The sequence below is a fragment of the Methanosarcina sp. 1.H.T.1A.1 genome (assembly GCF_000979295.1).
In the GTDB taxonomy this organism is placed as follows: Archaea; Halobacteriota; Methanosarcinia; order Methanosarcinales; family Methanosarcinaceae; genus Methanosarcina.
On the sequence record NZ_JJQY01000002.1, the window covers coordinates 28,810 to 55,555 of the forward strand.

General features: G+C 42.6%; 27 protein-coding genes and 1 pseudogene. 18 read left to right on the forward strand and 10 right to left on the reverse strand.

Translation table 11 applies throughout. The features are described 5' to 3' along the window. Nucleotides 1-229: 229 nt before the first annotated feature. From EO95_RS00250 to dapB, 8 genes are all read left to right on the forward strand, one after another. Nucleotides 230-1,129, forward strand: coding sequence for a DUF1616 domain-containing protein (locus tag EO95_RS00250; protein ID WP_048131253.1), 900 nt, complete (start codon nt 230-232; stop codon nt 1,127-1,129). Between the two features lie 2 nt (nt 1,130-1,131). Then, nucleotides 1,132-2,007: a CPBP family intramembrane glutamic endopeptidase gene (locus EO95_RS00255; protein WP_048131254.1), complete on the forward strand. Its 876-nt coding sequence runs from the start codon at nt 1,132-1,134 to the stop codon at nt 2,005-2,007. A gap of 271 nt (nt 2,008-2,278) precedes the next feature. Next, nucleotides 2,279-3,274 carry a hypothetical protein gene (locus tag EO95_RS00260; RefSeq protein ID WP_048131255.1) on the forward strand — a complete coding sequence of 332 codons (996 nt, stop codon included), beginning with the start codon at nt 2,279-2,281 and terminating at the stop codon, nt 3,272-3,274. A gap of 116 nt (nt 3,275-3,390) precedes the next feature. Further along, nucleotides 3,391-4,155 carry a heparan-alpha-glucosaminide N-acetyltransferase gene (locus EO95_RS00265; RefSeq protein ID WP_048131256.1) on the forward strand — a complete coding sequence of 255 codons (765 nt, stop codon included), beginning with the start codon at nt 3,391-3,393 and terminating at the stop codon, nt 4,153-4,155. A gap of 418 nt (nt 4,156-4,573) precedes the next feature. Further along, nucleotides 4,574-4,891 (forward strand): hypothetical protein, encoded by a 318-nt coding sequence (locus EO95_RS00270; protein WP_048131257.1) that lies wholly within the window; start codon nt 4,574-4,576, stop codon nt 4,889-4,891. A gap of 598 nt (nt 4,892-5,489) precedes the next feature. After that, a complete protein-coding gene (locus EO95_RS00275) occupies nt 5,490-5,684 on the forward strand; it encodes a 30S ribosomal protein S17e (RefSeq protein WP_048131258.1) in 195 nt (64 codons plus the stop codon). Nucleotides 5,685-5,742: 58 nt separating this feature from the next. Continuing rightward, on the forward strand, nt 5,743-6,618 hold the full coding sequence (dapA, locus tag EO95_RS00280) for a 4-hydroxy-tetrahydrodipicolinate synthase (protein ID WP_048131259.1): 876 nt from the start codon (nt 5,743-5,745) through the stop codon (nt 6,616-6,618). Further along, nucleotides 6,615-7,406: a 4-hydroxy-tetrahydrodipicolinate reductase gene (gene dapB / locus EO95_RS00285; protein WP_048131260.1), complete on the forward strand. Its 792-nt coding sequence runs from the start codon at nt 6,615-6,617 to the stop codon at nt 7,404-7,406. Before dapA ends, dapB begins: the two co-directional genes overlap by 4 nt. 121 nt (nt 7,407-7,527) lie before the next feature. On the opposite strand, the gene EO95_RS00290 is transcribed toward dapB, so the two are convergent. The 3 genes from EO95_RS00290 to EO95_RS00300 form a co-directional block, all read right to left on the reverse strand. Beyond that, a complete protein-coding gene (locus EO95_RS00290; RefSeq protein WP_048131261.1) occupies nt 7,528-7,944 on the reverse strand; it encodes a hypothetical protein in 417 nt (138 codons plus the stop codon). A gap of 77 nt (nt 7,945-8,021) precedes the next feature. Further along, nucleotides 8,022-8,597, reverse strand: a complete 576-nt coding sequence (locus EO95_RS00295) for a hypothetical protein (protein WP_156163932.1) — start codon at nt 8,595-8,597, stop codon at nt 8,022-8,024. A 98-nt stretch (nt 8,598-8,695) separates the two neighbouring features. After that, entirely contained in the window at nt 8,696-9,082 is a 387-nt protein-coding gene (locus EO95_RS00300) for a transcriptional regulator (RefSeq protein ID WP_048131263.1), read from the reverse strand. Nucleotides 9,083-9,328: 246 nt separating this feature from the next. Between EO95_RS00300 and EO95_RS00305 the strand changes: the two genes are divergently transcribed. Both EO95_RS00305 and EO95_RS00310 read left to right on the forward strand, forming a co-directional pair. Continuing rightward, entirely contained in the window at nt 9,329-9,793 is a 465-nt protein-coding gene (locus tag EO95_RS00305) for a hypothetical protein (RefSeq protein WP_048131264.1), read from the forward strand. A gap of 33 nt (nt 9,794-9,826) precedes the next feature. Continuing rightward, nucleotides 9,827-10,579 carry a DUF1673 family protein gene (locus EO95_RS00310; protein ID WP_048131265.1) on the forward strand — a complete coding sequence of 251 codons (753 nt, stop codon included), beginning with the start codon at nt 9,827-9,829 and terminating at the stop codon, nt 10,577-10,579. Between the two features lie 80 nt (nt 10,580-10,659). Here EO95_RS00310 and EO95_RS00315 read toward each other — a convergent pair whose 3' ends face one another. Further along, nucleotides 10,660-11,133 (reverse strand): DUF5788 family protein, encoded by a 474-nt coding sequence (locus tag EO95_RS00315; protein ID WP_048131266.1) that lies wholly within the window; start codon nt 11,131-11,133, stop codon nt 10,660-10,662. A 644-nt stretch (nt 11,134-11,777) separates the two neighbouring features. Between EO95_RS00315 and EO95_RS16610 the strand changes: the two genes are divergently transcribed. Both EO95_RS16610 and EO95_RS00325 read left to right on the forward strand, forming a co-directional pair. Continuing rightward, the gene (locus EO95_RS16610) at nt 11,778-12,506 is read left to right on the forward strand and encodes an SdrD B-like domain-containing protein (RefSeq protein ID WP_162197332.1); all 729 of its coding nucleotides are present in this window, start codon (nt 11,778-11,780) and stop codon (nt 12,504-12,506) included. Between the two features lie 1,103 nt (nt 12,507-13,609). Continuing rightward, nucleotides 13,610-13,897: a hypothetical protein gene (locus tag EO95_RS00325; RefSeq protein ID WP_048131267.1), complete on the forward strand. Its 288-nt coding sequence runs from the start codon at nt 13,610-13,612 to the stop codon at nt 13,895-13,897. 206 nt (nt 13,898-14,103) lie between these two features. Here the strand turns inward: EO95_RS00325 and pyrI are convergent, their stop codons facing one another. The 3 genes from pyrI to EO95_RS00340 all read right to left on the reverse strand — a co-directional run bounded on the left by pyrI (nt 14,104) and on the right by EO95_RS00340 (nt 16,081). Continuing rightward, a complete protein-coding gene (pyrI, locus tag EO95_RS00330) occupies nt 14,104-14,574 on the reverse strand; it encodes an aspartate carbamoyltransferase regulatory subunit (protein WP_048131268.1) in 471 nt (156 codons plus the stop codon). After that, the gene (gene pyrB, locus EO95_RS00335) at nt 14,571-15,497 is read right to left on the reverse strand and encodes an aspartate carbamoyltransferase (protein ID WP_048131269.1); all 927 of its coding nucleotides are present in this window, start codon (nt 15,495-15,497) and stop codon (nt 14,571-14,573) included. The genes pyrI and pyrB overlap by 4 nt, the downstream gene beginning before the upstream one ends. 104 nt (nt 15,498-15,601) lie before the next feature. Next, a complete protein-coding gene (locus EO95_RS00340; protein WP_048131270.1) occupies nt 15,602-16,081 on the reverse strand; it encodes a DUF5788 family protein in 480 nt (159 codons plus the stop codon). Between the two features lie 386 nt (nt 16,082-16,467). On the opposite strand from EO95_RS00340, the gene hxlA reads away from it, so the two are divergent. The 3 genes from hxlA (at nt 16,468) to EO95_RS00355 (ending at nt 19,294) form a co-directional block, all read left to right on the forward strand. After that, the gene (gene hxlA, locus EO95_RS00345; protein WP_156161288.1) at nt 16,468-17,748 is read left to right on the forward strand and encodes a 3-hexulose-6-phosphate synthase; all 1,281 of its coding nucleotides are present in this window, start codon (nt 16,468-16,470) and stop codon (nt 17,746-17,748) included. Between the two features lie 159 nt (nt 17,749-17,907). Beyond that, a complete protein-coding gene (locus EO95_RS00350) occupies nt 17,908-18,702 on the forward strand; it encodes an A24 family peptidase C-terminal domain-containing protein (RefSeq protein ID WP_048131272.1) in 795 nt (264 codons plus the stop codon). Nucleotides 18,703-18,916: 214 nt separating this feature from the next. Beyond that, entirely contained in the window at nt 18,917-19,294 is a 378-nt protein-coding gene (locus EO95_RS00355; protein ID WP_235282783.1) for a hypothetical protein, read from the forward strand. On the opposite strand, the gene EO95_RS18650 is transcribed toward EO95_RS00355, so the two are convergent. Beyond that, nucleotides 19,286-19,729 carry a helix-turn-helix domain-containing protein gene (locus EO95_RS18650; protein ID WP_394297332.1) on the reverse strand — a complete coding sequence of 148 codons (444 nt, stop codon included), beginning with the start codon at nt 19,727-19,729 and terminating at the stop codon, nt 19,286-19,288. The two genes, EO95_RS00355 and EO95_RS18650, sit on opposite strands and share 9 nt — an antisense overlap. Here EO95_RS18650 and EO95_RS18655 point away from each other — a divergent pair. Beyond that, complete coding sequence (locus EO95_RS18655; RefSeq protein ID WP_394297333.1) at nt 19,649-20,032, forward strand: hypothetical protein; 384 nt, start codon at nt 19,649-19,651, stop codon at nt 20,030-20,032. The genes EO95_RS18650 and EO95_RS18655 overlap by 81 nt on opposite strands. Nucleotides 20,033-20,296: 264 nt before the next feature. On the opposite strand, the pseudogene recQ reads toward EO95_RS18655, so the two are convergent. Beyond that, nucleotides 20,297-22,204, reverse strand: a pseudogene (gene recQ / locus EO95_RS00360) (DNA helicase RecQ); the annotation flags it as partial. Between the two features lie 1,703 nt (nt 22,205-23,907). After that, nucleotides 23,908-24,060, reverse strand: a complete 153-nt coding sequence (locus EO95_RS17325; RefSeq protein ID WP_156160984.1) for a hypothetical protein — start codon at nt 24,058-24,060, stop codon at nt 23,908-23,910. A gap of 560 nt (nt 24,061-24,620) precedes the next feature. Between EO95_RS17325 and guaA the strand changes: the two genes are divergently transcribed. Further along, nucleotides 24,621-25,538, forward strand: coding sequence for a glutamine-hydrolyzing GMP synthase (guaA, locus tag EO95_RS00365; protein WP_048131274.1), 918 nt, complete (start codon nt 24,621-24,623; stop codon nt 25,536-25,538). A gap of 136 nt (nt 25,539-25,674) precedes the next feature. Next, entirely contained in the window at nt 25,675-26,715 is a 1,041-nt protein-coding gene (locus EO95_RS00370) for an archaeosine biosynthesis radical SAM protein RaSEA (RefSeq protein WP_048131275.1), read from the forward strand. Nucleotides 26,716-26,746 lie beyond the last annotated feature (31 nt).

A 26,746-nucleotide genomic window follows, 5' to 3' on the forward strand; every position in this document is an offset into this window, starting at 1 on the left:
ATTCCTTTTAGGTTTTCCATTATTCTGCAGTAACAATCTCTGAAGAGAGAATGCTGGCTGAGTAAAGTGGGGAAAATGCAGCAGGGTAAAATGCGGGGTGTGCATAAGAGAGATAAAAATATATGCATAAATCGACATAAAACGAATGGATTATAGAAGATTGGCGGAAAGCTTACATAACTATAAATTATAGGAAGATGGAATACTAAATATTTAAGCAGTGATAAAAATGGCTGGAAACAGACAATCTCCTCTGGATCTGCTGCTTGTGGCAGGTCTTGTGATCCTTACTGATATCTTTATACTTGTGCCCGCACTCAGCGGAAGCTTTCTGCGTACAATCTTTGGACTTCTTCTGGTCCTTTTCTTGCCAGGATATGCCCTGATAGGGGCTCTACTTCCTGCAAAAAAAGACCTTGACGGAATTGAAAGAGCCCTGCTTTCCTTAGGATTAAGCATTGCCGTGGTCCCACTCATGGGACTTGGAATGAACTACACTGACTGGGGAATCAGGGAAGTTCCAGTCCTCACGGGGCTTTCAATTTTCACCATTTTCATGTGTGGGGTAGCATATTACAGAAGACGCCAGCTGCCTGAAGCTGAAGCTTTTGAAGTCCCGGTCAAAGCCTCTATCTCTGCTCTGAAGGCAGATCTTCTGGGAGAAACTCGGGGGGAAACCAGATCCGGAGCCGACAGAGCCATTTCAATGTTACTGGTAATCTCGATTCTGGCCTCTCTTGGCAGCCTTGCTTATGTCATAGGAAATCCCAGAGAAGGAGAAGCGTTCACCGAGTTTTATATCATGGGACCTGACAGAATGATTGAGAACTACCCCACAAACTATACACTCGGAGACAGTGGAACAGTTGTTGTAGGGATTACGAACCATGAGTATAGAACTGTGGATTATACAATGGAGATCAGGCTTGAAAATAGTTCCCTGCCTCTTCCGGAAAACCAGAAATATGTAAACCTTGACCATGACGTATCCTGGAAAGAGCCAGTTACTTTTACTCCGCCGTTTGAGGGAAAGAACATGAAACTGGAATTTCTGCTTTTTAATGAAACCGAAAAAAGTGTGCCTTACAGGAACGTGCATCTCTGGATTAATGTCACAAAGGAGGACTGAATATGGCATCTCCAGACTATCCATCTTCGGAGCTGGAAGCAGGACAGATCTCTTTGCCGGAGCTTGGGAAAATGTTTAAAATGCAGACCGATGAAAAAACCGGATTCTTAAAAAAGATGTTCTCTGCAGGAGCTCCCGTTATTGCTATTGCTTTTGCCGAACTGCTAATCTTTAGCGGAAGAATAAAAGAAGCCGCGCTAACCTATACGCTGCTTCTCATCATCCTTTCACTTTCAATAATGGTCTCAAAAAAAATGGAGATACGCAAAGTTCACCAGGCACTTATACTCCTGCCCATTCTTCGCATGGTAAACATTTCAATGCCGATCTTCTTTGAATCCAACCTTTACTCTTTCGTATTCATATATGTACCTATGACAATTCCGGCAACTATCATATCCATTCATCAAAAAATCCCGGGAGAGAGGAAAGTAGATTTACTCAGGAAAATGTGGATTTATCTGCCCGTTTCTGTCCTCGCAGGCCTGATCTTTGCAGAGGCAGAGTATTTATTAATCCAGACCAGCCCTCTTATCCCGGATCTTTCACCCATTAACCTGCTGGAACTCACAATTATAATGATTTTTGTAGTCGGCCTGATAGAGGAATTTATCTTCAGAGGGATTATCCAGACAAGGCTGGAAGAGTTTTTAGGGCCTGTGGGAGGCATCCTGCTTGCAAGCCTGTTATTCGGGATAATGCATTCAAGTTATGGCACCCCTTACGAGATGGCATACACATTTCTTGCGGGAGGCGCACTTGGGTATTTATTTTACAGAACAAAAAGCTTTTCTCTCGTAGTAATGATTCACGGTTTTATAAACATATTTTTATTTGGGCTAATTCCACACCTGGGTCCGGGATTGGGACTGATATAAACACTGTTGAAAAAAGTATAAAAGAAACTATACATAACATGGCGCACAAATTAAGCAAGATAGGCGAAAATTAAAAGCCCATGCAAAATCAAAGTCGTTACTATATCAACAGATGAATTTCAACAGATGAATTTGAGAATGAGTTAAAAAGGAAAATCGGAGAAGTTACCAGAGTTGCAAACGAAAATATATGGAATCGGAAAACACCAGAGTGTGGGAAGAAAGTACAGGAAAAGATGGGATGTAAATATATAAATACGGAAGAAAAACTATGAAGCCTCTCATGCTCAAACCTAACAGAGCAGGACTGAAGCCCCTGTTTTGTTTACTCATTATACTAATCCTTTTTTTTGGGGCTACAGCCTCTCCTGCCGCTGCAAAGGTAACAGGCTGGGAAGTAAGCCCTGAGAACCCGAAAATCGGGGATACTCTTATAATCAGCGGACTTGCCACTCCTGAAGAAGAAGTGGAGGTTTCGGTTTCCTTTGAAAAGACAGTGCCTGTATACCTGAGAGAGTACACCTACGAGTTCGAAAACATTGAAATCCTTAATTTTAATAACCTCTTTACTGTAAGAGCAGAAGGGGTGGAGAACCTTAAAGTTAAAATGAAAATGGTTCTCTCAAAGACAGAGAGCGCCTGGGCAGATGGCGGGATAGCTACCGTGTCCCACTCCGGGGTTTCTCCGGGAGAGTATAGAGTCAGGGTAGACGGTATAGCAGAAGATGGAGCTTCAGGTGTTAACCTGAAGGTCACAACAGTTCAAAAACTGAACGCCGGAAAAGACGGAAAGTTTAGCTACAGGTACAGTACCGGATCGGTTCCTTCAGGAAAACTTGAAATCAAATTGGGGAATTCGGAAAGGGAAATTATCTTTGACGCAAAAGGAAACGTCCCTGTCTTACAGGCTCCTCCGGCTTCTTCTCAGGTCCGGGCATCTGGAGAGCCTGAGGAGAGAAAAACCTCCGAAATGGCACTTGCAGGCAAGGAATCCACAGATACGGAACTAACAGACAGAGAAAATGAAGAAAAACGCAGTATTTACCTGGCTGAAAGTTCGTGGGATGAAGATAATACTATAGCTGCAACTGCTGGAGAGGTCCCTTCAAAAGAATCAGTAAAAGAATCAGTAAAAGAATCAGCAAAAGAATCAGCAAAAGAACAGGAAATTCAAGAGCATGAGAATCGGGTCATCGATTACTTCTATTTGCTTGCCGGTATCTTAGCAGGATTTGGGGTTTTACTGGCGGGCAGGATGAAAAAGTAAAGAGTGTTGACCTCTTTATTCCCTGTGTCCCGTAGAGTATATAAGTGTGGTTCTCTTAAAAGGGAGTCGAAAGTTATTTAGTAACAGGATTTCAGGGCATTTCGGAGAAAAAGTTTATGGGAAGGCACTCAAACCGCTTCTGGGAAATTGATTGCCTGCGGGGTTTTGCCGTTATTTTAATGCTCGGATATCATTTTCTCTATGACCTCGATTTTTTCGGGCTTGCTGATATTGAGTTAAGGTCCGGCACTTTTTTATATATAGGTAGAGGTGCAGCATTCCTTTTTATCCTGATATCCGGAGCCGCTCTTTCCATAAGCCGTTCAAGAGGTCTTGATAATGGAGTCTCAGGAAAGCCTGCGGAAAATTTTTCAAAATACCTTAAAAGAGGGCTGAGACTTTTTGCAATGGGAATGATAATTACAGGAATAACCTGGATTTTTTTTCCGGGACAGTATATTCTCTTTGGGATCCTGCACTTTTTCGGAGTCTCAGCAGTGCTTGCCTACCCGTTCCTGAAGTACGGAAAAGAAAACCTGTTCTTTGGCCTGTTTTTTGGCATTATAGGGCTCTACCTCAAAGACAGGACTTTCGGGTTTTCTGCTCTTCTCTGGTTGGGCTTCAGGCCAGAAGGCTTCATAACCCTGGACTATTTCCCTCTGTTCCCCTGGTTTGGGGTACTTCTTACAGGAATTTTCCTTGGAAACTCTCTCTATAAAGATGGAAATAGGCAGTTTAAAGTCCCGGAAGCCGAGAACTTCTTGCTTCAGAAACTCATTTCCTGGATCGGAAAACATTCCCTGTTCATATATTTTATCCACCAGCCTCTCTTCCTCGGACTTTTGCTCCTGAGCGGGCTCCTTGACCCGGGAATGATCTAAATATTTGCTACCTGCCTGTTTCCTCCGCGAAAAACTGCTTTTTCGTCTGCTTTTTTGGCGCAAACAGAATTGACAGAAAGAACTAAACCTGCTGGTTTTATATATTATATAGAGTACCTGATTTTGCATTATTATCCGGTATTTAATATTACATCTGTAACTACTCAACGATAATATTTTCACATAACCAGGTAATGTTTTCACATAACAAAGCAATATTGTCGTATAACCGGGAAATATTTTCACATATAAAATTATCCACGTATTGCAATACGAGAAACCGTACTGCAATACTAATCTTGCACTGTCCCCTGAAAAATCATCAGCGCGATTTACCCGTGTATATACAGTTGAACTCTTGAGAATCAACCTGTAAGGAATAAAAAAGTGCGAAACCACAAAGAAAATGGAGAAAAGAATGTATCTGGAAATTGCAATGCTTGCCTATTTTGTAGCCCTCTTCCTAACAATTCGAGATATTCGGATTTTTAAAAGAACGGGGTATTTTTCCTACAGGAAAGGTGCCCTCAGGGGGCTTGCAGCTTCTTCCCTGATCCTCTTAGGGGCAATCAGCATTGAGATAAAGCCGGATCTTGGTCTGCTTATTGTTTTACTCGGGCTTATTGTCAACCGCAAAGGGGTAAGAGAACCGGTTTTTACGAGTGCAGGAACACTTGACCGCTTTCTTGGAAAGACTGATTATGTAAAGAGCAACAAGTTAAAAAGAAGAGATTAAAAAACAGGAATAAACAAAAACTGAAGGGTGAGAAGGGACAGGTAGAAATATAGTCCTCACGGTAGAAATTAACACTTTACAAACTGATGTGGATGTATTTATCGTCACGTACCAAAATTTCTCTACTTACTCTTAAATATAAAGTGAACCACGGAAAACACGTAATAAAGGAAGTACGGGCACAAGCGTTAAGTGCTTTCCGCGTCTTCCGTGATTATAGCATCAGGAGAGGGGTTTTCCCTGACTTTCTGTGTTTTCCGCGCCTATAAACCTTCGAGTGACTTAAGTGTATATTTACATCAGAAACTATGGCAGAAGAAAAAACATTTACAGAAAAGGTAGGGACATTCCCGAAAATACTTTTTCACCCCAAAACTTATAAATCTCAAGTTACCTATTAGTCGACAAAATCAGTATAGTTAAATTTTTGAATCCAGTTTCCGCTAAATCATTAATCGGAGATAGAAGAAAACCCATGTTATGGAACTGCTTCCTTCTCCGACTTCACGTTAACCAGAATTCACAGGGAAACATGGTTAGACAAACCACAAAAACTTGAATAACTGGAATAAAAAACAAAAATCTAAGAGGAGATACGATGGGAAATATAAGACAGACAAACATCAAAAGAACTGCATTTAGCCTGCTTGAAAACTACGGAGACGTTTTTACAAAGGACTTTGAGACCAACAAACTCCTTGTGACAAAGTATACAACCATTGAGAGCAAAATAATCAGAAACAGGGTTGCAGGCTACGTCACAAGAAAAGTTGCACGCATGAAAGTTTACTGAATAAGTTTACTGAATAGATAAAGAACTTATTTCCAGGGAACAGGCAGGGATATCGTATATGTTTGAAGGAGCAATGCCTGCCCTGATCACTCCTTTTACGAAAGACGACAGGATTGACAGGGAAGGTCTACGAAGGAATATAGCGTTTGTAGAAGAGGGAGGGGTTTCAGGAATCGTGCCCTGTGGCACAACCGGAGAATCGGCAACCCTTTCCGCTTTGGAGCATGAAGAAGTAATCAACATTGCAGTGGAGTGCGCAAAGGTTCCTGTGATTGCAGGAACAGGTTCAAACAACACGGGAGAAGCCCTCCAGTTTACAAAACATGCCGCAGATGCGGGTGTTGATGGCGTACTTCTGATCTCTCCCTATTACAATAAGCCTAATCCTGCAGGCCTGCTTGCTCACTTCAAGAAAATTGCAGAGGCAGTAGATATCCCTATGATCCTCTACAATGTCCCCTCCCGGACAGGGCAGGACATGCCTGTGGATGTTATCACCAAACTTGCAAAGGTAGAAAACATCGTGGGAATCAAAGAAGCCAGCGGGAACGTCGGCAAAGTTTCCCAGATCCTTGAGCAGACTATAGATGACGATTTCGTGGTGCTCTCAGGCGAGGACGGGCTGACTCTTCCGATTATTTCCATGGGAGGCAGCGGAGTCATTTCAGTTGTTGCAAATATTGTGCCTGACAAAATGTCGGGAATGGTAAATGCAGCCCTCAGGGGAGACTACGAGACTGCAAGAAAGATCCATTTCGAGATAGCCCCTCTAATACGTGCCCTTTTCCTTGAAACAAACCCGATTCCGGCTAAGAAAGCTGCAGAACTTATCGGGCTCGCAAGCGGGCACCTGAGGCTTCCACTCGCTCCCATAAGCGACGACAACCAGTTAAAGCTTGCAAATGAGCTCAGAAAACTGGGGGTAATGGAATGATTAATGTAGCAGTACTCGGAGCCTGCGGCAGGATGGGCTCCTTAATTATAGAAAACATTACCTGCTCCACCAACATGCAGCTAGTTGCTGCTTTTGATGTGGGCAACATCGGAAAGGATGCAGGGGAATTTGCTCATGTGGGCAACCTGGGAATCCAGATTTCAGATGTTAAAGACCTCGAAACAGTCCTGAAAAAGACTCAGGCTGATGTCCTTATCGACTTTACTATAGCCGGTGCAACCATTGTAAATGCGCCTGTTGCCGCAGGATGCGGAGTAAACCTTATAATAGGAACTACGGGCCTGACTCCGGAACAACGGACAGTAATTGATGAAGCTATCCAGAAAAACAAGGTACGTGCAGTCATATCTCCGAACTATTCCGTAGGAGTTAACGTCTTTTTCAAACTCCTTAGAGAAGCTGCAAAGTATCTTGAAGACTACGATATAGAGATTATCGAAGCTCACCACAACCAGAAAAAAGACGCTCCAAGCGGGACCGCTCTTCGCGCAGCTGATGTGATCAGTGAGGCTCTGGGTGGCAAAGAGTACGTATACGGAAGGGAAGGCATCGCCCCCCGCGGCAAGGAAATCGGAATCCACGCCGTGCGTGGAGGAGACATCACCGGGGACCACACTGTACTTTTCGTAGGAAACTCCGAAAGGATTGAGATCCGGCATATGGCTCATTCCCGCCAGATCTTTGCCAAAGGTGCAGTCCGTGCAGCCGAATGGGTCTGCGGGCAAACCCCCGGAATTTATAATATGGACGACGTGCTCGGCCTCTGAGCTGATTGAGTTAAACTCATTCAGCCCGATTTTTAATTTTATACTTTTTTTGGATAATTCTTTTGAACCCCAGCCAGGAGGGGGCATTTTTGAGAATGGATTTAAGCTCCGCTCCCTTAATTCAAACAGATATCTCTCCTATTGAAATTGGCTGGCCTTCTGCATAGTCAGCATAGAGTTCGACTTCAACAGTGTTCCAGGGCTGAACATTCGTACTGTATGTTTCCGTAGACATGTTGTCAAGAGTGAATTTGAACGTATAATCCACGATTTCAAACCCCGGAACCCGGAACCGGAAGGGTTTGGGATGATAAACTTCCTCTCCTGCTGCAAGTTCATATGTTTCATCAAGCACGGAATTATTTTCCGAGTCATAGATTTCTACCCTGAGTTCATGCCCTTCGTTGTCATGGTTCCTGACAGTAAAAAGTGGAGTCGGTGGCCCGGCAATGAGATAGGGGACGACCACAAACAGTAACATGAATATCAATACCAGAAGGGAAATTCCGAGCATTAGTTTTCTTCTAAAACTTCTCATAATGATTTCACCTGATTGCTGTGACTGAATCTCAATTACTGAATCTCAATTACTGAATCTCAATTACTGAATCTCAATTACTGAATCTCAATGCCGGCCTCAGGGCTAACTGAAATTGTCATAGGCACATCTGAAGCGCTGGATTCTTCAAGCGGTCTGTTCCCTGTAGAAGCATCAGATTTTGAAAGAGAGGATTTGTTTTCGGTCTCCACGAAAATACTGACGTTATTCGAGCTGGTCTGCCCTATCCAGTAGGGTTTTGTGAGATCTTCCCCTCCAGAAGTGTGATACTCTGCAAAAAGAGTATATTCTCCCGGGGGAAGAGTCCAGCAGCTTGAATCCTGGTCTATCTTCAGAGACTCTTCCGGCTGAAGTTCCACAAGGGCGTCATCCATTAGCAACTCCCTTTGAATCACCCCGCATTCATAATGTACATAAGAGCTGTTCGAACTCACAAAAGTAATATCATAACTGATCTGTTCCATCAATTTCCATACGTTTACATTTGTATTTCCTGCGTTTGTCAGGGTAAGCTCGATATTGAAGGGTTCTCCTTCAGTAACCCGGGTTCTATCGGGTACAAGCGTAAAATCCAATTCTTCTGCTTGAGTTTCCGAGTTTTTACTGTCAATACACCCTGAGCAAAGAATCAAAAAGAAAAAAACTGAACTGATCAAAGAAACTCTTTTATTTAGTTTCATGTCTACCCTTCCCGGCCAACCCTCACACCTCATAGGGATTTAAAGAGAGATCAGTCCCTGCCAAAGCAGAAATCTTCCTCCTTACACCGAAGGAGCAACTCAAGGACTGAACCCCTGCTGGCATCCCTGCTGCCGGGGACAAGGACTATAATTTTTTCAACAGGCTCATAGATCTTTATTTTTCTGCCCCTCTGGCTCCATTTTACCTCTGAAACCCGTATCATACCTACAGCGATAAGGGAGTCGAGATTATATTTGAGAGTGCTTAAGCCCAAACCGAGCTTTTCTGCAAGTTCACCTGCTGACAGATCCCTAGTTTCCAGAAGCTTCAGGATTTTTATTGAATTTGCATTGGAGAGAGCCTGCATTAGTTTCCGGGAATTTTCCGAAATAAACAAAACTTCTAAACTTTGTTCTGAATAATCCTCCTTCTGCATATCAAACCCTCATTCCATCTTCAGCTTCTAACTTAGATTAGCGTGAAACCTAATTTAATTATTATACTATTCAAAAAATATTCCTGCTTGAAAACAAATTTTGACCTTATTCCATATAGATTTTCCGGCCAGATCATCAAACTATTCTTGAGAAAACTTTGGGATTCCCACAATCTGGTAAAAATATTCAGAACCGGAACTCTAAAAATTTAAGAAGATAGGAAGCTATAAATTGTCAACATCCAGATGTTTACATATGTCCTTCCGGCAGGTGAAAAACAGTTTGAATTCTGGGTCCTGCGCCGAAACGGGCTCCCGAATATCAATATAGCAAAGCGTTTCGGGGTCTCCAGACAGGCGATCTCAAGAGCCCTCCTCAGTATGGATAAACGCATTGAAGAATCCCTGCTTGAGATGGCCAGGGCAAACAGGATAGAAGTAGAAAAGCTGGACTCAAAGAAAGGAATTCTCTTAGGGAGATCAGTTCCTTTCAAGACCAGCGCAATAGTCTTTGTCTCAGTAAAACATGGAATGCAGGTCTGGTACGAACATGAAGGGGAATGCGGGTCTTGCGAAAGGTACAGGGAATGTATCGAACTCCTCTGGGACTTTGCAGAAGAAATGCAACTCAAACTCCAGAGTTCGGAAGACCCCACAAAAATAGCTGACGAATTGTTTGGAAAATTGAAAGAATTGGTGGAACAGGCCTGACTTAAGGCAAATTAAATGGGGGAAAGATAGACGATGGATATATTCACAAAAAGTATAAGGAAACTGATGGGCTGGTGCCCAATGAAAAATTCCCTCGCGAAAGGATGGCAGGAAGACAACTTCCCTAACTTTAAATTGGAAGATAGGAACATTCAGCTAGTGCCATCTCCCGTGAATCTGCACGGAAGTAGAATTCCTAAGGTACGGGTTAGCCTCTTTGATGGGAAGTGGGTATTATGGGCATTAATAATCACTTTTTTCACAATAATAGTCTCATTGTTTTTCTGGACATGTAGTCCTGAAGGCTCTTACTTAGTCATTTTTTCAGGCCTTATTATGTTCCTTATGCCTCTCATATTATTTCTTAACCGTCCAAATGCTGCTTCAGTAACGCCCGGAAAAATCATAATCAAGAAACCTATGCGTAAGACAGTTGTGATCGAAAAAGAGAACATTAAACAAATCTCAGTAACGAGGACAGGAAATCGTTTTATTTGCTGGCTGATGCGCTTAGTTTACGTTATTTGGATACCACTTTACTTTAAAAAAGAGATAATGACAACTTTGCATGATCTGAAAATGTCATATCCAGACTACATTGAACTCAGTCAATTTCTACGCCAGCTTGCATTACTAGCAATGTTCCTTGTAATGTTTTACAATAGCGAACTCATGGCACCTTATCAACGAGCCATTAAAGTAACCACAAACTCAAACCTGAGAATCTGGTTGTATACCAAAGAACCTGAAGAACTTACAACGATCCTCAGAAACGAGAAGGAATAAGAAAAAAGAGAAAAAAGAGGAATTATTCTGAAATTGTGATTCCCTGGAGACTAATTACCTGGAACATATAAACAAACTCATTATTTCAGGCTTTTTAAGAGTTGTTGAAAGCCCTTTTCATCCACAACCCTCTGGGTATTGAGCATTTTCTTAAATTCATCGACGCCTTTTTCCCCACCTTTCCCCTCAAGCTTATCCTTCAGCTCCATTGCCGCCCGCAAAAGCCCGGCTGCCTCCTCATAGAGAGCTTCTGCCTCTGCCTTTGTAAGTTCTTCTGTTTCCAGCAGTTCTTCATCTGCTTTTGCCCTTTCCTTCAGTTTCGGGATAAGAGCCCTGATTTCAGCAGTTTCATCCAGATTGAGGAGTTCTTTTTCCCCCAGTTCCCGGACCATGTCCCGCAGCCTGTACTCCTCACCCTCAATCTCCACACTTTCAGGGATTTTCTTCCCGGCCCAGGCAAAATCACTCCTGAGACTCCAGAGAAGTTTGCTGCGCTCCTGAGAGCCAAGATATTCTGATTTGGTTTTGTTTGTGTTAATTTCATCTTTTAGCATGAACTCTTCCCCTCAAATCCAGACATACTTTTATGATTTATCCGCCCGGGCTCTTATTCTTTTCCATTCCTGCCCGGAAAACCGTTTTAATCTACATTGAAAGTGTAAGAGTAAACTGTGCAAATCTACTGAACTGGCATCCGGAAAAGGACTTATCTTACCCGGAGAGAAGACCTGAAGACCTCAGATTTCTCGTATTTTCAAGCCAATTTTTCAAGCCAGTTATACTGCACTTGGATTTGTCTATATTCATTTTTTTACTTAATTTCCGTTTATCAGTATTAATTTTTTATCCACACATACAAAATAGATTGAAGAGTTTATTGTCCAGTTATTATCTATTCCTCTTTTTTTCTCTAAAAAACAGCTGCATTATGCCTTTAAGAAGAAGAAAAAAATGATTCATTTCATAGCATCCATATAATTTAGTGAACATCCCATCCAAAACATATATATTAATTTTATATAGAAAAGTGTTAAATATTTAAGAAAATAATTATAGATTGGGGGGATTTCGACTAACTGGCAATCAGATAAGGAGCCTGGGGAAGAGGGCGAAACATTAAAAATAATATAACCTTTTCTGTGCCTGCGATGCCGTCCCTCCCAATAAATAGTAAAATGGAGTGAAAAACTTGAGGTATTTGACAAAAATATTAGTACTGACAGCCTGCCTGATCGCATTGAGTGGGGTTGCAGCAGCTACGGCCATCAATGGTATCGTATGGTACGATAAAAATTGTAATGGGAATCTCGAAAACGGAGAGGGAATGAATGGAATCGAAGTAAAGTTATATGAATCCAATGGAAACTTCGTCGCTTCTACGAATACAGCATCTAATTCGGGAGTTCCCGGATATTATTATATAAATATTCCAACAGCTATACAATCATCGGGTACCATCAAATATTACTATATCCAGATAGAAGATCCATCATTCCGTACATTCAAGAGTGACTGCATCAAAGTGCCCTTCTGCAACACTATTCGCGTGAATGCACCTCTCTGCAAAGATGTATGTCCCAGAAGTCCTGGTTACTGGAAAAATCATCCTGATGCATGGCCAGTGGACGAAATTACAATTGGTGGTGTAACTTATCAGATGGGAGATACAAACACAGAGGGAACTGCTTTATACTACATGTCCCAACCTGTAAAAAAGGACAAAACTATCACTATGTTCAAGTCACTGGTCGCTGCCAAACTGAATGGAGGTTATTGTGATCCATGTATAGCCAACACGGTTTACGCTGCTGATCAATGGATGAAAGAGCATCCGATTGAACAGACCACAAGAGCGAACACCTGCTGCTGGGAAAGAGGGGAACCTCTGAATATAGCTCTTGATGCATACAACAACGGGCAGTTATAAACGGCACTAACAGAGCCAAAAGTTTAGTCAGCCATATGTGACCCCCCCACGGCTTTCCGGGGGGTTTTCAGGATAAAAACTGAAAAAAAAATTACTTTTCTAACCGGATTTGGATTCCCCTTCCGGTTACAGTAATTTTTTAATTTTTTAGAAGCCATTCTTTTTTCGTGAAAAATTTGGTAGTGTCCTTGAGTAATTGACTTATTTTTATATATCTGTGAATTCTAGAATTGTTTGTAAAGTGGATTGAAATCACTTCCGAAATAGAATTAACACAATCACGAAATGAAAAGTCAAGTAAATATTGTCTTTAAAAAAGACACGACCCATGAATTATTCCCGAATCCAATATATTTTCGTAATGTCTCTGCCCCGGCATACACTCTTTTCCACTATGAATGTAAAAACTAATTTAATGTGTGTTTAAAAGAAGAAAATTTAATTTGCTTGTATAACAACACTTACAACACTTGTATTTTAGTTGACTATTTCGGCCGCTACTTATTTTAAAATTCGATACAGAAAAGTGTTAAATATTTAAGAGTATTATCAATTGTTGGGGAAGATTAGACTAACTGGTAATCCGGTAGGGAGTCTAGGGGAAAATATAGAATAATTGGTCATACTATTTGCCTATCTGACTAGCAGTATCTTTGTTTTTCCACACATAGAAATATGAGAAACAGAATCTTGTGAGAAATAGAATCTTAGAAGAAAGTATCTCAATTAATCGAATAGAAATAGGGAGTGGGAAAACTTTAATGGTTGGGGTAGAGACTACTTAGTATCTCAGCATGGGCTTTTGAGGAATGATTCTAACACTTGATTTTATTATGCTTATGCCAGGCTAGCGGTTGCTATATTCACCACCCGATTAAAGTGAGAGGGAGTGAAAAAGTTGAAACATTTAAGCCGTTTAATATTACTTGTATTATGTGTAAGCTTGCTGGCAGGAACAGCCTCTGCATGTAACGAGTGCTTGAGCCCTGGGTACTGGAAAAAATCATCCGGAAGCATGGGGTCCTGTACTATCGCCCATATCATCCTGTGGGAAGATCACAATCTGAGGTCAGGACTACTCGCCGGCGGAGGCAATAGCCATTATGGAACATCCTGTAAAAGGGAACAAGACATACACCCTTTTCAATGCGATTGTTGCCGCAAAATTGAACAAATTTAATGGATGTAATACTCCATGTGAGGTCAAGGAAGCTATCATTGAGGCAAATAATTTGATTGAACCTTACAGTGAAAAATTCAAAGATGGCTGTATCACAAATGGACGTACTCTAGAAGCGAACAGTCTTGATTGGCAAGGTTGCGGAAAAGGGGAAGACCTGTACGAGATACTTGACGCTTACAACAATAACTGCTACTCATGTAGTTGTTGAGTGTTGATTCAAAAAACTGAACTTACAACCAATCATGCATATCTTACCCCACCGGGCAACCGGTGGGAATTTCAAGATAAAAAGAGATCCATATTCCTCGGCAGGAGTACCGCCCTGCTGAGGATTTCCTCTTGCTGAAAAGTGCTGAAGAACATCTGGCTTTCCTGATGATCAGCACTTCTTCTTTTCACGGCTTTTTTAAAGGATCAAAGCAGATTTTCCGCGATCTCGTCGGAGATTACGTGTTCACAATACAGGCAGTGGAGGGAAACTCCTTCTTCTTCGGACTGCAATACTGAAAATTTGGATTTTATGGGTTCGCTGCTGTTAGAGATGCATTTTGGATTCGTACAGCGTACAACGCCTTCCACATAAGACGGAAGCACGACATCATTTTTCTGAACCACTTCAAAATCCCTTATGATATTAATTGTAGCTTTAGGAGAGATCAGGGCTATTCTGTTAAGTTCCTCAACACTGAGTTCCTTTCCCTCGATCTTAACAACGTCTTTTTTGCCTCGCGCCCCGGGAGCGTTCATCACAAAACTGATAGTTTCCCGAAAAGCACTGGAAATTCCCAGGATGCGCAGAACGTTTAGAGCCTGTCCAGCCTTTACGTGGTCGATCACAGTCCCGTTTTCGATTGCCTGAATCTTCAGGTCCCTTTTTTCTTTCACTCAATCGCCCCCATTGCAAGAGCAAGCAGTGCCATACGGATTGGAACTCCATAGAAAGCCTGCTCGAAATAGCGTGCATGGGGGGTTTCATCCACCTCAGGAGAGATCTCATTGACCCTCGGGAGAGGATGAAGGATCTTAAGGTCAGGGTCTGCAGCTTTTAAAAGATCGCCTGTAACCCTCAGACTGTTTTTAACCTTTTCATATTCATCAGGATCAGGAAAACGCTCCCGTTGAACTCTTGTCATATACAGGACATCGACATCCCCTATTATATCCTCAAGAGAATCAGTTTCCTTTACACGGATCTTTTGCTTCCGAAGACTCCGGACAATTTCAGGGGGCATCCTGAGTTCCGGAGGTGAAACAAAGGTCATTTCGGCCCCATAAAGGGACAGGGCATGGCAAAGGGAATGGACGGTCCTCCCGTATTTAAGGTCTCCTGCCATGGCGATTTTCAGGCCTTCAAGATGGCTTTCCCTGCGGATTGTGTAGAGGTCAAGAAAAGTCTGGGTAGGGTGATGAACAGAACCATCCCCTCCGTTGATCACAGGGACAGTCGCGAACTCCGCAGCCATCTGTGCCGACCCATCAAGGGGATGACGCAGCACGATAAGGTCAGCATATTTACTGATCACGCGGATAGTATCAGCAAGGTTTTCCCCTTTCATGACAGAGCTTGCCTCAACTGAGCCCAGGTTCAGGACCTGTCCTCCAAGCCTTCGGGTAGCAACCTCAAAAGACAGCCTTGTTCTTGTGCTTGGTTCAAAAAAAAGAAGAGAAACAATTTTTCCATCCAGCAGCCGGGACCTTTCCTCGCCCCTGGCAACAGGTTCAAGTTTTTCGGCGGTATCCAGAACATAGTCGATTTCTTCCCGCGAAAAATCTTTCATTGAGATGACGTGTCGGTTCTTAAATGGCATCGAGTTTTCATAAATGATTCCCAGAGATATAACCTTTGCTCCGAAAATATTTCAGGTTAACGCTGCAACAATTAAGCATCGCCTGGCACATCGGTTATGCCATTTTACTTTGACACATTCTTTAGGAATTCAAGCCAGAGCCTGGCATCCTTAACTCTCTGGTTGACAAATTGCTCCTGGAAGCGTTTTGAACTCTCTTTAAGAGCCCCACTTTCAATTTCTTTAAGATCCATTATCGCACGCAATAAGCCTGCAGTCTCGTGATAGAGAGACTTTGCCTGTTCCTGTGTAAGGGGTTTCTCTTCGAGCTCCTTTTCGTCCTTTTGTTCTTTTGCCGAAATAATATCGATACATTTATCTATTCCGGCTTTTTCGCTTGCCGTGAGGTTTTCTTTCTGAATCAGTTCCCATACATAGTTATGAAGCGGGTATGTTTCTCCTTCAAATTCCACATAATCCGGAATATGCTGCCCGACCCAGAAGAGACGGGAATGTAGAGCTGATAAAAGCTGTCTGCGTTCCTCATCAGTGATATATTTTTGAGAAAAGTCGTCTTCATCATCTGTTTTAAGGCTCTTTTCCATAAACTATCCCCAAACTAGATTGTTCTCCCTGATAAAAAATTTTTGTGAGAACTATTTAGTGAGGAGTTTTCGGCTGCGAATGTGAAACTGCAAAAACCTAACCATTACAGGAAAAGTGTCCGGAATGAAAAGCAATATAGATAATGAAGAACTCACATACTAAAAATGAGCAGAAAATAATGAACAGTAAACAATGAACAGGGGTAATAAGTGAATCAAAAAAGGTAATAAAGGTCATAGTAAAAATTTAAGAGTATAATAAAAATTTAAGATTTGTTCTAAAAATTCAAGATAGATAATAAAAATTAAAAAAATAAAAACAGAAGCGAAACCGATACAAAAACTCAATTTTTCACTTTATTCGGTTTCCCAATAGAGGTGATACTATCGTTCCCATAATTCAGGTTGCACTTGATCTTCTGGAACTTGACCGCTCAGTTGAGATTGCAAAGGAAGCAATCGCAGGAGGTGCTGACTGGATCGAGATCGGGACCCCCCTGATCAAAAGTGAGGGCATGGACGCTATCCGTGCCATGAGAAAAGCTTTTTCGGACAGGACAATTCTTGCCGACATGAAAACCGTAGATACAGGAGCCATGGAAGTAGAGATGGCTGCAAAAGCCGGTGCAGACGTAGCCATCATCCTCGGCAGTGCAGATGATTCCACAATTCTTGACGCACTCCGTTCGGCTCACAAATATGGGATCAGGTTGATGGCAGACCTTATCTCGGCTCCGGACCCTGTAAACCGGGCAGTGGAACTCGAAGCTCTGGGTGTGGACTATGTGAACGTTCATGTAGGCATAGACCAGCAGATGATTGGAAAAGACCCAATATCCATTTTAATGGAAATTTCAGAAAAGGTGAATTTACAGCTTGCAGTAGCTGGAGGGCTTGATGCCGAAAGTGCAGCTCAGGCCGTCAAAGCAGGTGCCGGGATTGTTATAGTGGGAGGAAACATAACCCGTTCTGACAATGTGACCGAAGCTGCAAGAAAAATAAGGCAGAGTGTGGACTCTCCTGAATCTGTAGATATCCGGAGCAGGGGAACCGTAGACCAGGAAATAAGGGAGATCTTTAAGGAAGTCTCCACCCCAAATATTTCGGATGCGATGCACAAAAAAGGGGCAATGAAAGGTATCCATCCTCTCGTAAGAGGAAAAATGGTGGGAACTGCCGTTACGGTGCAGTCTTTTGCCGGAGACTGGGCAAAAACAGTCGAAGCTATTGATATAGCAAAAGAAGGAAATGTAATAGTAATTTATAATGAAAGTAAGGATATTGCCTGCTGGGGAGGGCTTGCAACCCTGAGCAGTCTGAATAAAGGAATTGAAGGTGTGGTAATAGAAGGTGCTGTAAGAGACATTGACGAGGTAGAAACTCTTGGGCTCCCAATTTATACCAGCAATACAGTTCCCAATGCCGGGGACCCGAAAGGTTTTGGGGAAATCAATGCTGAAATCACCTGTGGAGGCCAGACTGTAAAACCCGGGGATTATATAATCGGCGACGAAAGCGGAGTTGTGGTTGTCCCAAGGGAACGGGCCTACGAACTTGCAAGAAGGGCAAAGGAAGTAAATAAAACCGAAAAGAGAATCTACGATGAGATCCGGAGGGGCGGAACCCTCTCAGAAATCCTGGAACTCAAGAAATGGGAAAAACTTTGAAAAAAGCCATTCCCCTGCAAGCCTCTGAAAACTGGAAAAGCGGGAGTAAACGCCGGGATTAAAAACTAAACTAAAGAAGCTACAGAATATAATAAAAATCAGTACGAAAAAAGATTGTAACCGGAGAAATACACAAATCAAAAGAGTAGAAATCTACACATGATAGAAATTTTGAAATTGGCAGCCTGTCTGCCTTTTCTCCTTTACTCTTCCTACCTGGACCTGAAAACCCGCAGGGTTCCAAACCGTGTATGGAAGCTTATGCTTCTTTCCCTTTCAGGTTTCTTAATATATGAGATTGTGAATGGGGGAATTTACTTTCTTTTCCAGTTAGTTTTTTCTTTTTTTTCCAGTTTATTTCTGGTTTATCTGCTTTTCAGGAGCAGGGTTTTCGGAGGCGCAGATGCAAAAGCACTGATAGTGATCGGGACTCTTATCCCGGTTTACCCTGCCCTTGAGTTTCACGGCTACACTTTTCCCCTGCTTGGATTTCCTCCTGCAGGGCTCTTTGCACTTACTGTTCTTGAAAATTCCTTCCTTCTTACCGCTGCCGTTCCGTTAGGACTTTTCTGTTACAACCTTCTTCATTTTACTCCTGATATGCTCAAAAAGCCATTTTATATGCTCTTTGCATACAGGATAAACATTAAAGATCTGCGAAGACTTCTGGAGAAAGGCAGGCACATCCGGCTAGCTGAACGTTTTGAGCTGAATAACGGGAAGTTATATCCTTTTTTTGCAGGCAGAGGAATTACTGTAAACCATAATATGCTCTCCCGACTTGAGGCACACGAAAAGCAGGGACTCCTTGGCAGCACTGTCTGGGTAACTCCAGGACTTCCATTCATGATTCCCATAACAGCAAGTTTTGTTCTGGCAGTCATATTAGGAGACCTCATTTATTATTTCCTGACAGAAATTCTTTCCCGATTTTACTTTTTTATAGGTAAATAAGTACATCATCTAAGACCTGATTAAGGATTGATAAAGAACCGGTGTCTTTTGAAACTTTTTTATACATTGAGACACATAACAGTATTAATAAATTAATATGACAGATGTAAATTGATTTTACGATGGGGATGAAGCTATTTCGGGTTCAGGGTTCTTAGGAAAATTCACATATGATGAGAAAGCCGTAAGCCGTATTGTAGTCATTGCCCTCGCAATGATGTGCATGGGGCTCCTAGTTCTCATGGGGGTAGCTGTACTCTTTGGAGGGAGTACGGAAAGAGCCCTGAAATCAGGGACTTTTACACAACTGGATGTCCAGATACTCGATTCAAAGACCCTTAAAATAGAACATAATGGAGGAGACCCACTTACCTTTGGGGAAAGCACCAGCATCTATCTCCAGCATAACGGTATCGAGTATGAGATTAGCCCTGATCCTCCTGTTGTTCTGGAAGTAGCAAACAATATGAAACTGTCCTTGCCTGAAGGAGTTGAACTGAAAGATGGAGATTCAGCTATTATCCTGATAAAAAATGAAAGGAAAAACAAAACAATTTATAGAAAAGAGCTTATTTTGAACCCTTCAGACTGAGAAAAGCATTTTTGACAGGAGGAGAGCTTTTATAAGCTTCAGTTCATCTTCCTGGCAGTTTTCTCCCATCCTCGCCCTGAGCAGGGAGTCGAGTTCAACCTCCAGTACTTCCAATACTATTTTTATTTGCTGCTGCCTTTCAGGAGGCACAAGTCCTTCAATTTTCCTGACCTTTCCGGCAAGTATCAGCCTCTCAAATTGCCTGTACACATTTTTTACACTCAAACCTTCGATTTCTGCAATTTCACCAATATCGAGCCCCTGTAAATAGAGCGAATAAGTCTTTTCAAGAGAGGCCTTTTCAAAGAGACCTATTTCAGAAGAATCTATTTCAGAAGAATCTATTTCAGAAGAATCTATTTCAGAGGAAACCATTTCAGAGGAAACCATTTCAGAGGAAACCATTTCAAGAGAGTTCACCTCAAAGGAATCCATTTCAAAAGAATCTGCCTCAAGGTAGTCAGGTTTAAAAGAATCTGTTGCGAAAGGGTCTTCTTCGACAGGTTCCATCTCAAGAGAGCCATTTTCGAAAAAATCGTCAGGACAATCCGTTTTTGGCATATCGTCAACCGGTTCAGGAGAATTTCCTTCAGAGTCGATTTCATTAAGGCTGCCAGAAGAAGAATCTGCTTCCGACCAATCCTGAATACTCATATCCAGATACCTTGCTCTCTTTGTGGGCAACCTGCGATCGGGAAGTCTTTCGGGAGGTCTTTTGGAGGGTATGTCGATGGATGAGGTTTCTAATGCTTTCTCTATACCGGTTTCCGGAACGGAAGTTTCAATCCCGAGACTGTCGGTTTCAATTTCAAGTTCTGAAAATGCGCTTTTGTGGATGGGACTCTTTAAGGCTTTCCTCTTTTTTTCAGGTTCAGTCTCGCGATCTTCGGAATCTTCAGTTTTCTCTGCCGGAATCAAACCGTAGTCATTGCAATAATCCCTGATCTCCTTGAGGAAATCGTCTCCGTATTTCCGGAGTTTATGGTCTCCTACCCCTGTGATAGAATGAAACTCTTCAGGGCTTTGCGGGAGCCTTGCAGCCATCTCCTTCAGGCTGGTATCGGAAAAAATGATGTATGGAGGAAGATTTTTCTTTAAAGCAATCTGTTTTCTGAGGGTTTTTAGCCTCTCAAAAAGAATGGGGTCATGCTCTGTCCCCGATTTTGGAAGTCCTCCAGAAGTTGCTTTTTTAAGGACCTCAGTAGCAGTTGAATATACATTGGCAGGAAGCTGTATATTATCTTCGCCTTTTCCTGTGATTTTACCTGCAGGCGCTGGCGGTATAAAACGCTCTTCAGCTCCGGGCATGAAACCCTCAGGACAGACAAGCTCAACGCTCTCCGCTCCCTTCAAAATTTTCCTGCTCATGGCGTTCAGTTTCAGAACAGGATACTGGGCCCCGCTTACATCCAGAAGCCCGGTATTTGTCATTTCGGAGGCCAGTGCCCTCCACTGCTCCTTTGTAAACTCTCGCCCGTTGCCGTGGGACTTCAGCCGTTCATGGTGATTTTGTATGATCTTTTTATTCTTTGAGCCTGTGAGCACGTCAATAACATAATTGGTGCCGAAACGCTGATTCAGTTCCTGGACACAGGCGACCAGTTTCCTGGCAGCTGCGGTCCCATCAAAAGTGTCTTTAGGCCTGAGGCAGGTATCACAGTTACCGCATGACGCTGGAAACTCTTCACCGAAATATTCCATAAGAGTCTGGCGCCTGCACTTATTTCCTTCGCAGTAGGCCACCATCTGCCTTAACTGCACAAGAGAGATATCCTTTTCTTTCTCATTTGTTTTCTGTGCGATGAAGTACTCAATTTTAAAGCGGTCTCCCCTGCTGAAAAAAAGGATGCATTCGCATGGGCTGCCGTCCCTGCCCCCTCTTCCTGTTTCCTGGTAATAACTTTCAAGATTTCGGGGAAGGTCATAGTGTATTACAAACCGGACATTGGACTTGTCAATCCCCATCCCGAAAGCGATTGTAGCCACTATTATGTCCACATCATCTTTTATGAACATCTCCTGGTTTCGGGCACGTTCGGAATCTGAAAGTCCGGCATGATAGGGAAGAGCCCTGAACCCGGCAATATTCAGCTTTTTTGTAAGGTTTTCCACGTTGTTCCGGCTCTGGCAGTAGATGATTCCGGCTTCTCCCCTGTGCCTGCGCAGGTAGTCGGCAATTTCCGAAAAAGTATCTTTTTTTGGCCTGACCTCATAGTAAAGGTTGCTCCGGTTAAAGCTGGCAACATAAGGCCCTTTTTCCGGATCGATAGCAAATCCAAGCTGGGATATGATGTCTTTTCTGACCCTGTCGGTGGCTGTAGCCGTGAGTGCAATAACCGGCACATCAGGAAAGCCTGTCTTCGGGTCCCTCAGGAGTTTCAGTTTCCGGTACTCAGGCCGGAAGTCATGGCCCCATTCCGAAATACAGTGCGCCTCATCGATTGCAAAAAGGCTAACCTTGCCTTTCTTCAGGAACGCAAAAGTCCCGGGCATCATGAGCCTCTCGGGTGCAATATAAAGTATCTTCAGCCTGTTTTCCAGAAAAGCTGTTTTTATATCCCGGATTTCTCTGGCGCTCTGGGTGCTGTTCATACAGGCCGCTGCAATCCCATTTGCATCAAGCCCGTCAACCTGGTCTTTCATCAGGGAAATCAGGGGAGAAACCACGACAGTGACCCCATCCAGGAGGAGGGCAGGCAGCTGGTAGCAGATCGACTTGCCCCCTCCTGTCGGCATGAGCACGAAGACGTCTTTTCGGTCCAGGACATCCCTGATAATTTCCTCCTGAAGGGGGCGAAAAGCAGTATATCCGAAGTACTGGCGGAGTACAGAGTACATTCTGGCAGACATCAATACCCTGGACTCAAGCTCATTTTTACTATCTCTCAATACTCCGTAATCAATGCCCATTATCTCATCCCTGAGTTTGCAGACCTCGTACCATGCCAGGATATAAAATTGCAGGAAGATCTTTGAAAGTCAACGTATTATTTGAAAGTCAACGTATTATTTGAAAGTCAACGTATTATTTGAAATAGATGTCCCCATGACATCAATTTATAACACTTGCGCAATAGCTATGCTTAGTTGTAAATCCGCACCGCTGTGGTGTTTTGGGTTCATCTTATTTAAGTTGCAGGTATGCGGATTGAAAGTATTTACATCAGATATACAAAAAGGATATTCATTTGCTTTCAAAAAACGAGAGATAAATTTCTTTTTTAAACCTGCGGAGATAAAAATCCGGAGCTGATTTACTGAGATAATTTAGAGCGCCACTCTAGAAAGAAATTTATGTGATGATGTTGTTTAACTCTATTGGGAAATTAAATATGTTGAGAGGATACCTCAGATTTGAAATCGGTTAACTCTGGAATTGCAGTCCGCAAGACAACCGGGAGAACTGCAGATTAAGCGATCCGTTTATCCCGAATGTTGACCCGGGTTATTCTCTGAACATGAAAGTTATTCCCTGAACATGAAGAGCACTCCTGTCCACAGTCCCGTGACACTTGAAATCCTGGACTAGAGAGCAAAACCTCACATAAACATAACGATGATGGTGCCTTTTCTTCATGAGATGATAGGACTTAAGAAGAAAAGGCGAGGCCGCTAACGCGGAAAAGCAAATGTGGAAGTAAAGAAAGGGGGGAATGGAGCGGATACCATAACCTCTAAAATCAGGCATCCTCAGCGCCTGGGAAGTCAGTGCCTGGTAAGAGGTAAAAGAATAAGGGGGAAGAAATATGGCCGCACATATCGATCTTTACTTCCACCATTTGCAAAATACCTTCTTTTAAGTACTGACTTTTAATATTCGACTATAATTTTAGATCCAGCCGATTTTAGATTCAGCCGACCTCAATTCTCAGTTAACCTCATATCCAAGTGCCTTCAGGTATATGGTCATCCGGACAAACTAAAATGAAATGTTCAAAGAAATTGATATATAAAACTTCATTTTAAAAAGTTTGATAAAAATCCCGCTAAAAGTCTCCTCTTAAGACAAGAATAGATCTTTTATCCGATGCTGTTTATGATTAGCCAGCGATTACCATAAGTAGAATAAACAGCACCCCAAGCATCAGTATAAACATCAGAGCCATCCATAACTTTAACGCTTTTTCTGTATTCAAAGTTCCAACTCCCCTGTTCTTAATTTGAGATGTACTGATTTATAAATGCAAGAACAAATATTCAGAAACATGAGTATTTAGTATCGGATTGTTTATTATACCCCCGATTTTTCGATTGATGTACCGGCTTTATGACACCATAGGCAAGTTTTTACATATTTGCTATCGAAAATTAAAATAAATACATGATAAGAAATTTCCAGAGGAAGTGGAGGTATCAAACAAATACTCCGGAAAAAACAAATATGGAGTTTATTTTTCCGTTTTCAAAATTTCCGGTATCTTTTCAGGCCTGAAAATAAACCTGGTACTTCACAGCAATCTTCCCCGGAAAAACCCCTTTAACTGCTGAAGCAAAAGTCCCCCAGTTAAATTAAAATCAACACTTATGATCCAAATCAGCACTTCTGATCCAAATCAACATTTCTGATCCTGATGTTTTTTCGCTTAATATTAATTTTTACTTTTGACATATCCTCATTTCTTCAAATCTATAATTTCTTTTTCCTGTACCATCAACTCCAGAATATCAACCATTCTCTTCTGAGATTCTGCCATACTCTGCAGGGATTTTGCAATATTCTCAAGTTTATCAATAATTTCATAGTTTTCACTGCCCATTCCTATCACTAACTCCCGTCCGATCTTTTTAATAGCAATATTTTGGAGAAGCTTAATATATAATTGTAATTTTCGGTTTTTTTGAAAGGGTTCGAAGGTAATTTCAGAGCTTAAAAAACTCTCATAACAGTTTTGTCCATTGATTTTTACCCAATCTATCCTCTCTGGTCTTTTTATTCCCTGCCACTACCCGCATTTTTCATACACCTCTTGAAGAAATAGAAGTTTATGCCATCCAGAGAGATCTTACCAGCCAGTAAGTTACTGGATAGTCGGATAAAATAAAGATAATTTCCAGAGGGTCCTGAGAAACTTTGGACATTACGGAAAATAGTAAAAACAGGTAAACATCTGGCCTTCAAGAGAACGAGAATAACTTTAAAAATTATCTGGATTAAAGAAGGAAATCAATGACTTCTCCGACTATACCTTTAAATATCAAAAACCCCATGCACTGACTCATATATCACAAGAATATATAATCAAATTTTAATAATTTTCATACATTCACCAATCACCATCATTTCTTCAAAGGAAGATTAATTTAGCATCATTTAAGGAGCATTTCAATGGTAAAACCCGAGAAATTCATTCCAAAGGCAATTGAGAAGATCAGTCAGGAAATAAAAGACGGGAAAGCAATTATTGCTCTCTCGGGCGGCGTGGACAGTTCTGTTTGTGCGGAGCTGGCTTACAGGGCGATCGGGGACAGGCTGCAACCGATCTATATCGACACCGGGCTCATGAGGAAAGGAGAAACCGAGAGGATAAAGCATATCTTCTCCCACATGAACCTGGATATTGTCTATGCAAAGGACAGGTTCCTTGCGGCCCTGAAGGATATTACTGACCCTGAAGAGAAACGGAAGGCTATAGGCGAGACCTTTATCCGCGTTTTTGAAGACGAGGCAAAGAAGCTTGCAGCCGATTACCTGATCCAGGGCACGATCTATCCTGACAGAATCGAATCCGAAGGCGGGATCAAGTCCCACCACAATGTTGGAGGGCTCCCCAGCGTAATGGACTTTAAGAAAATTGTTGAGCCTATCGGGGACCTTTACAAGGATGAGGTAAGGGAAGTAGCCTGGGCACTCCAGTTGCCTGAAGAGATCTGCGAGAGGATGCCTTTCCCGGGCCCCGGGCTTGCAGTGCGCATTCTCGGAGAGATTACCGAAGAAAAACTTGAAGTCGTGCGAGAAGCAAACTTCATAGTAGAAGAGGAACTGCTTGAGAGGTTCTGCCCCTGGCAGACTTTTGCTGCGGTGCTCGGCAAAGGCACAGGAGTAAAAGGAGATGTCCGGGCTTACGGCTGGATCGTGGCTGTAAGGGCTGTAGGGTCAAGGGACGGAATGACTGCAGAAGCACTCGAACTCCCATGGGAGGTCCTCAAGACACTCGAATCGAGGATCACTTCTGAAATTTCGAATGTCGCCAGGGTGGTATACGATATCACACCAAAACCGCCTGCAACTATCGAGTTTGAGTAAAACCGGAAAATTGAAGATAAAAGTGAAGCCCGAAATGGCTTCATCCACCTTTTTTACAAATCGTGCAGTAAATCATAAAATGAATATTAAATGAATATTAAATGAATATTAATCCATAATAGCGAGTTCTACGCCCATGTCCCTTAATAAAGCAGTACTGGATATCCGGCAGCGGATAAAAGTCAAGCCATCACCTACGAATGAACCTGCGGCAAGCTGGACCGGAACAGACCTTGTAAACGGGGTAGAGACAAAGACCCTCACGGTCATCTTCAAAAGTGCAGGCTGCCGCTGGGGAAAAGCCGGCGGCTGTACGATGTGCGGATACGTCTATGACTGTGCAAGTGAGCCCCCATCCCTCGAAGACTACATCGCCCAGCTTGCAAAAGCAATGAGGAAAGCTGAAAAGTTCCCTGAGTTAATGGTCAAGATCTTCACCTCAGGTAGTTTCCTTGACGAACAGGAAGTCTTTCCTGAAGCCAGAGATGCAATCCTTAAAAACCTTGCAGATGATCCAAGGGTCATCAAAGTGCTTGTTGAAACCCGGCCTAACTTCGTAACCGAAGAGAATGTACAGGCCTGCCTCAGCATCCTGAAAGACAAACCCTTCGAACTCGCGTTCGGGCTGGAGACAAGTTCGGATAAGATCCGAAAAGATTCCATTAACAAGGGTTTCACATTCCAGGACTTTGTCCGTGCAGCAGAAATTGCAAAAAAGTATGGAGTAACCATAAAAGCTTACCTTATGCTCAAACCCCTCTTCCTCTCCGAAAAGCAGGCAATGGAAGATATCATACGTTCCATAGATGATGCAGCTCCTTATGCTGACACCGTATCCATCAACCTCTGTAACGTCCAGAAAGGCACCCTTGTCGAAGCCCTCTGGGAGAAAGGTCAGTACCGCCCACCCTGGCTCTGGAGCATAGTAGAAATCCTGAAAAAGGCAAAAGCCGCCCATCCGGATCTTCCTCTAATGTCCGACCCGGTCGGGGCAGGCTCAAAGCGCGGCCCTCGCAACTGTAAAATATGCAGCCCGGAAGTTGCAGATTCCCTCAGGACTTTCTCACTCACCCAGAACCCAGCCGACCTCAGTACAACAGACTGTGAATGCAAAGAACTCTGGAAAAAAGTCCTTGAAGTAGAAGACTTCACCTATGGGGCGCCAATTTTAGACTGAGCTTGCTGAAAAAACACTCCATTTGAAAAAA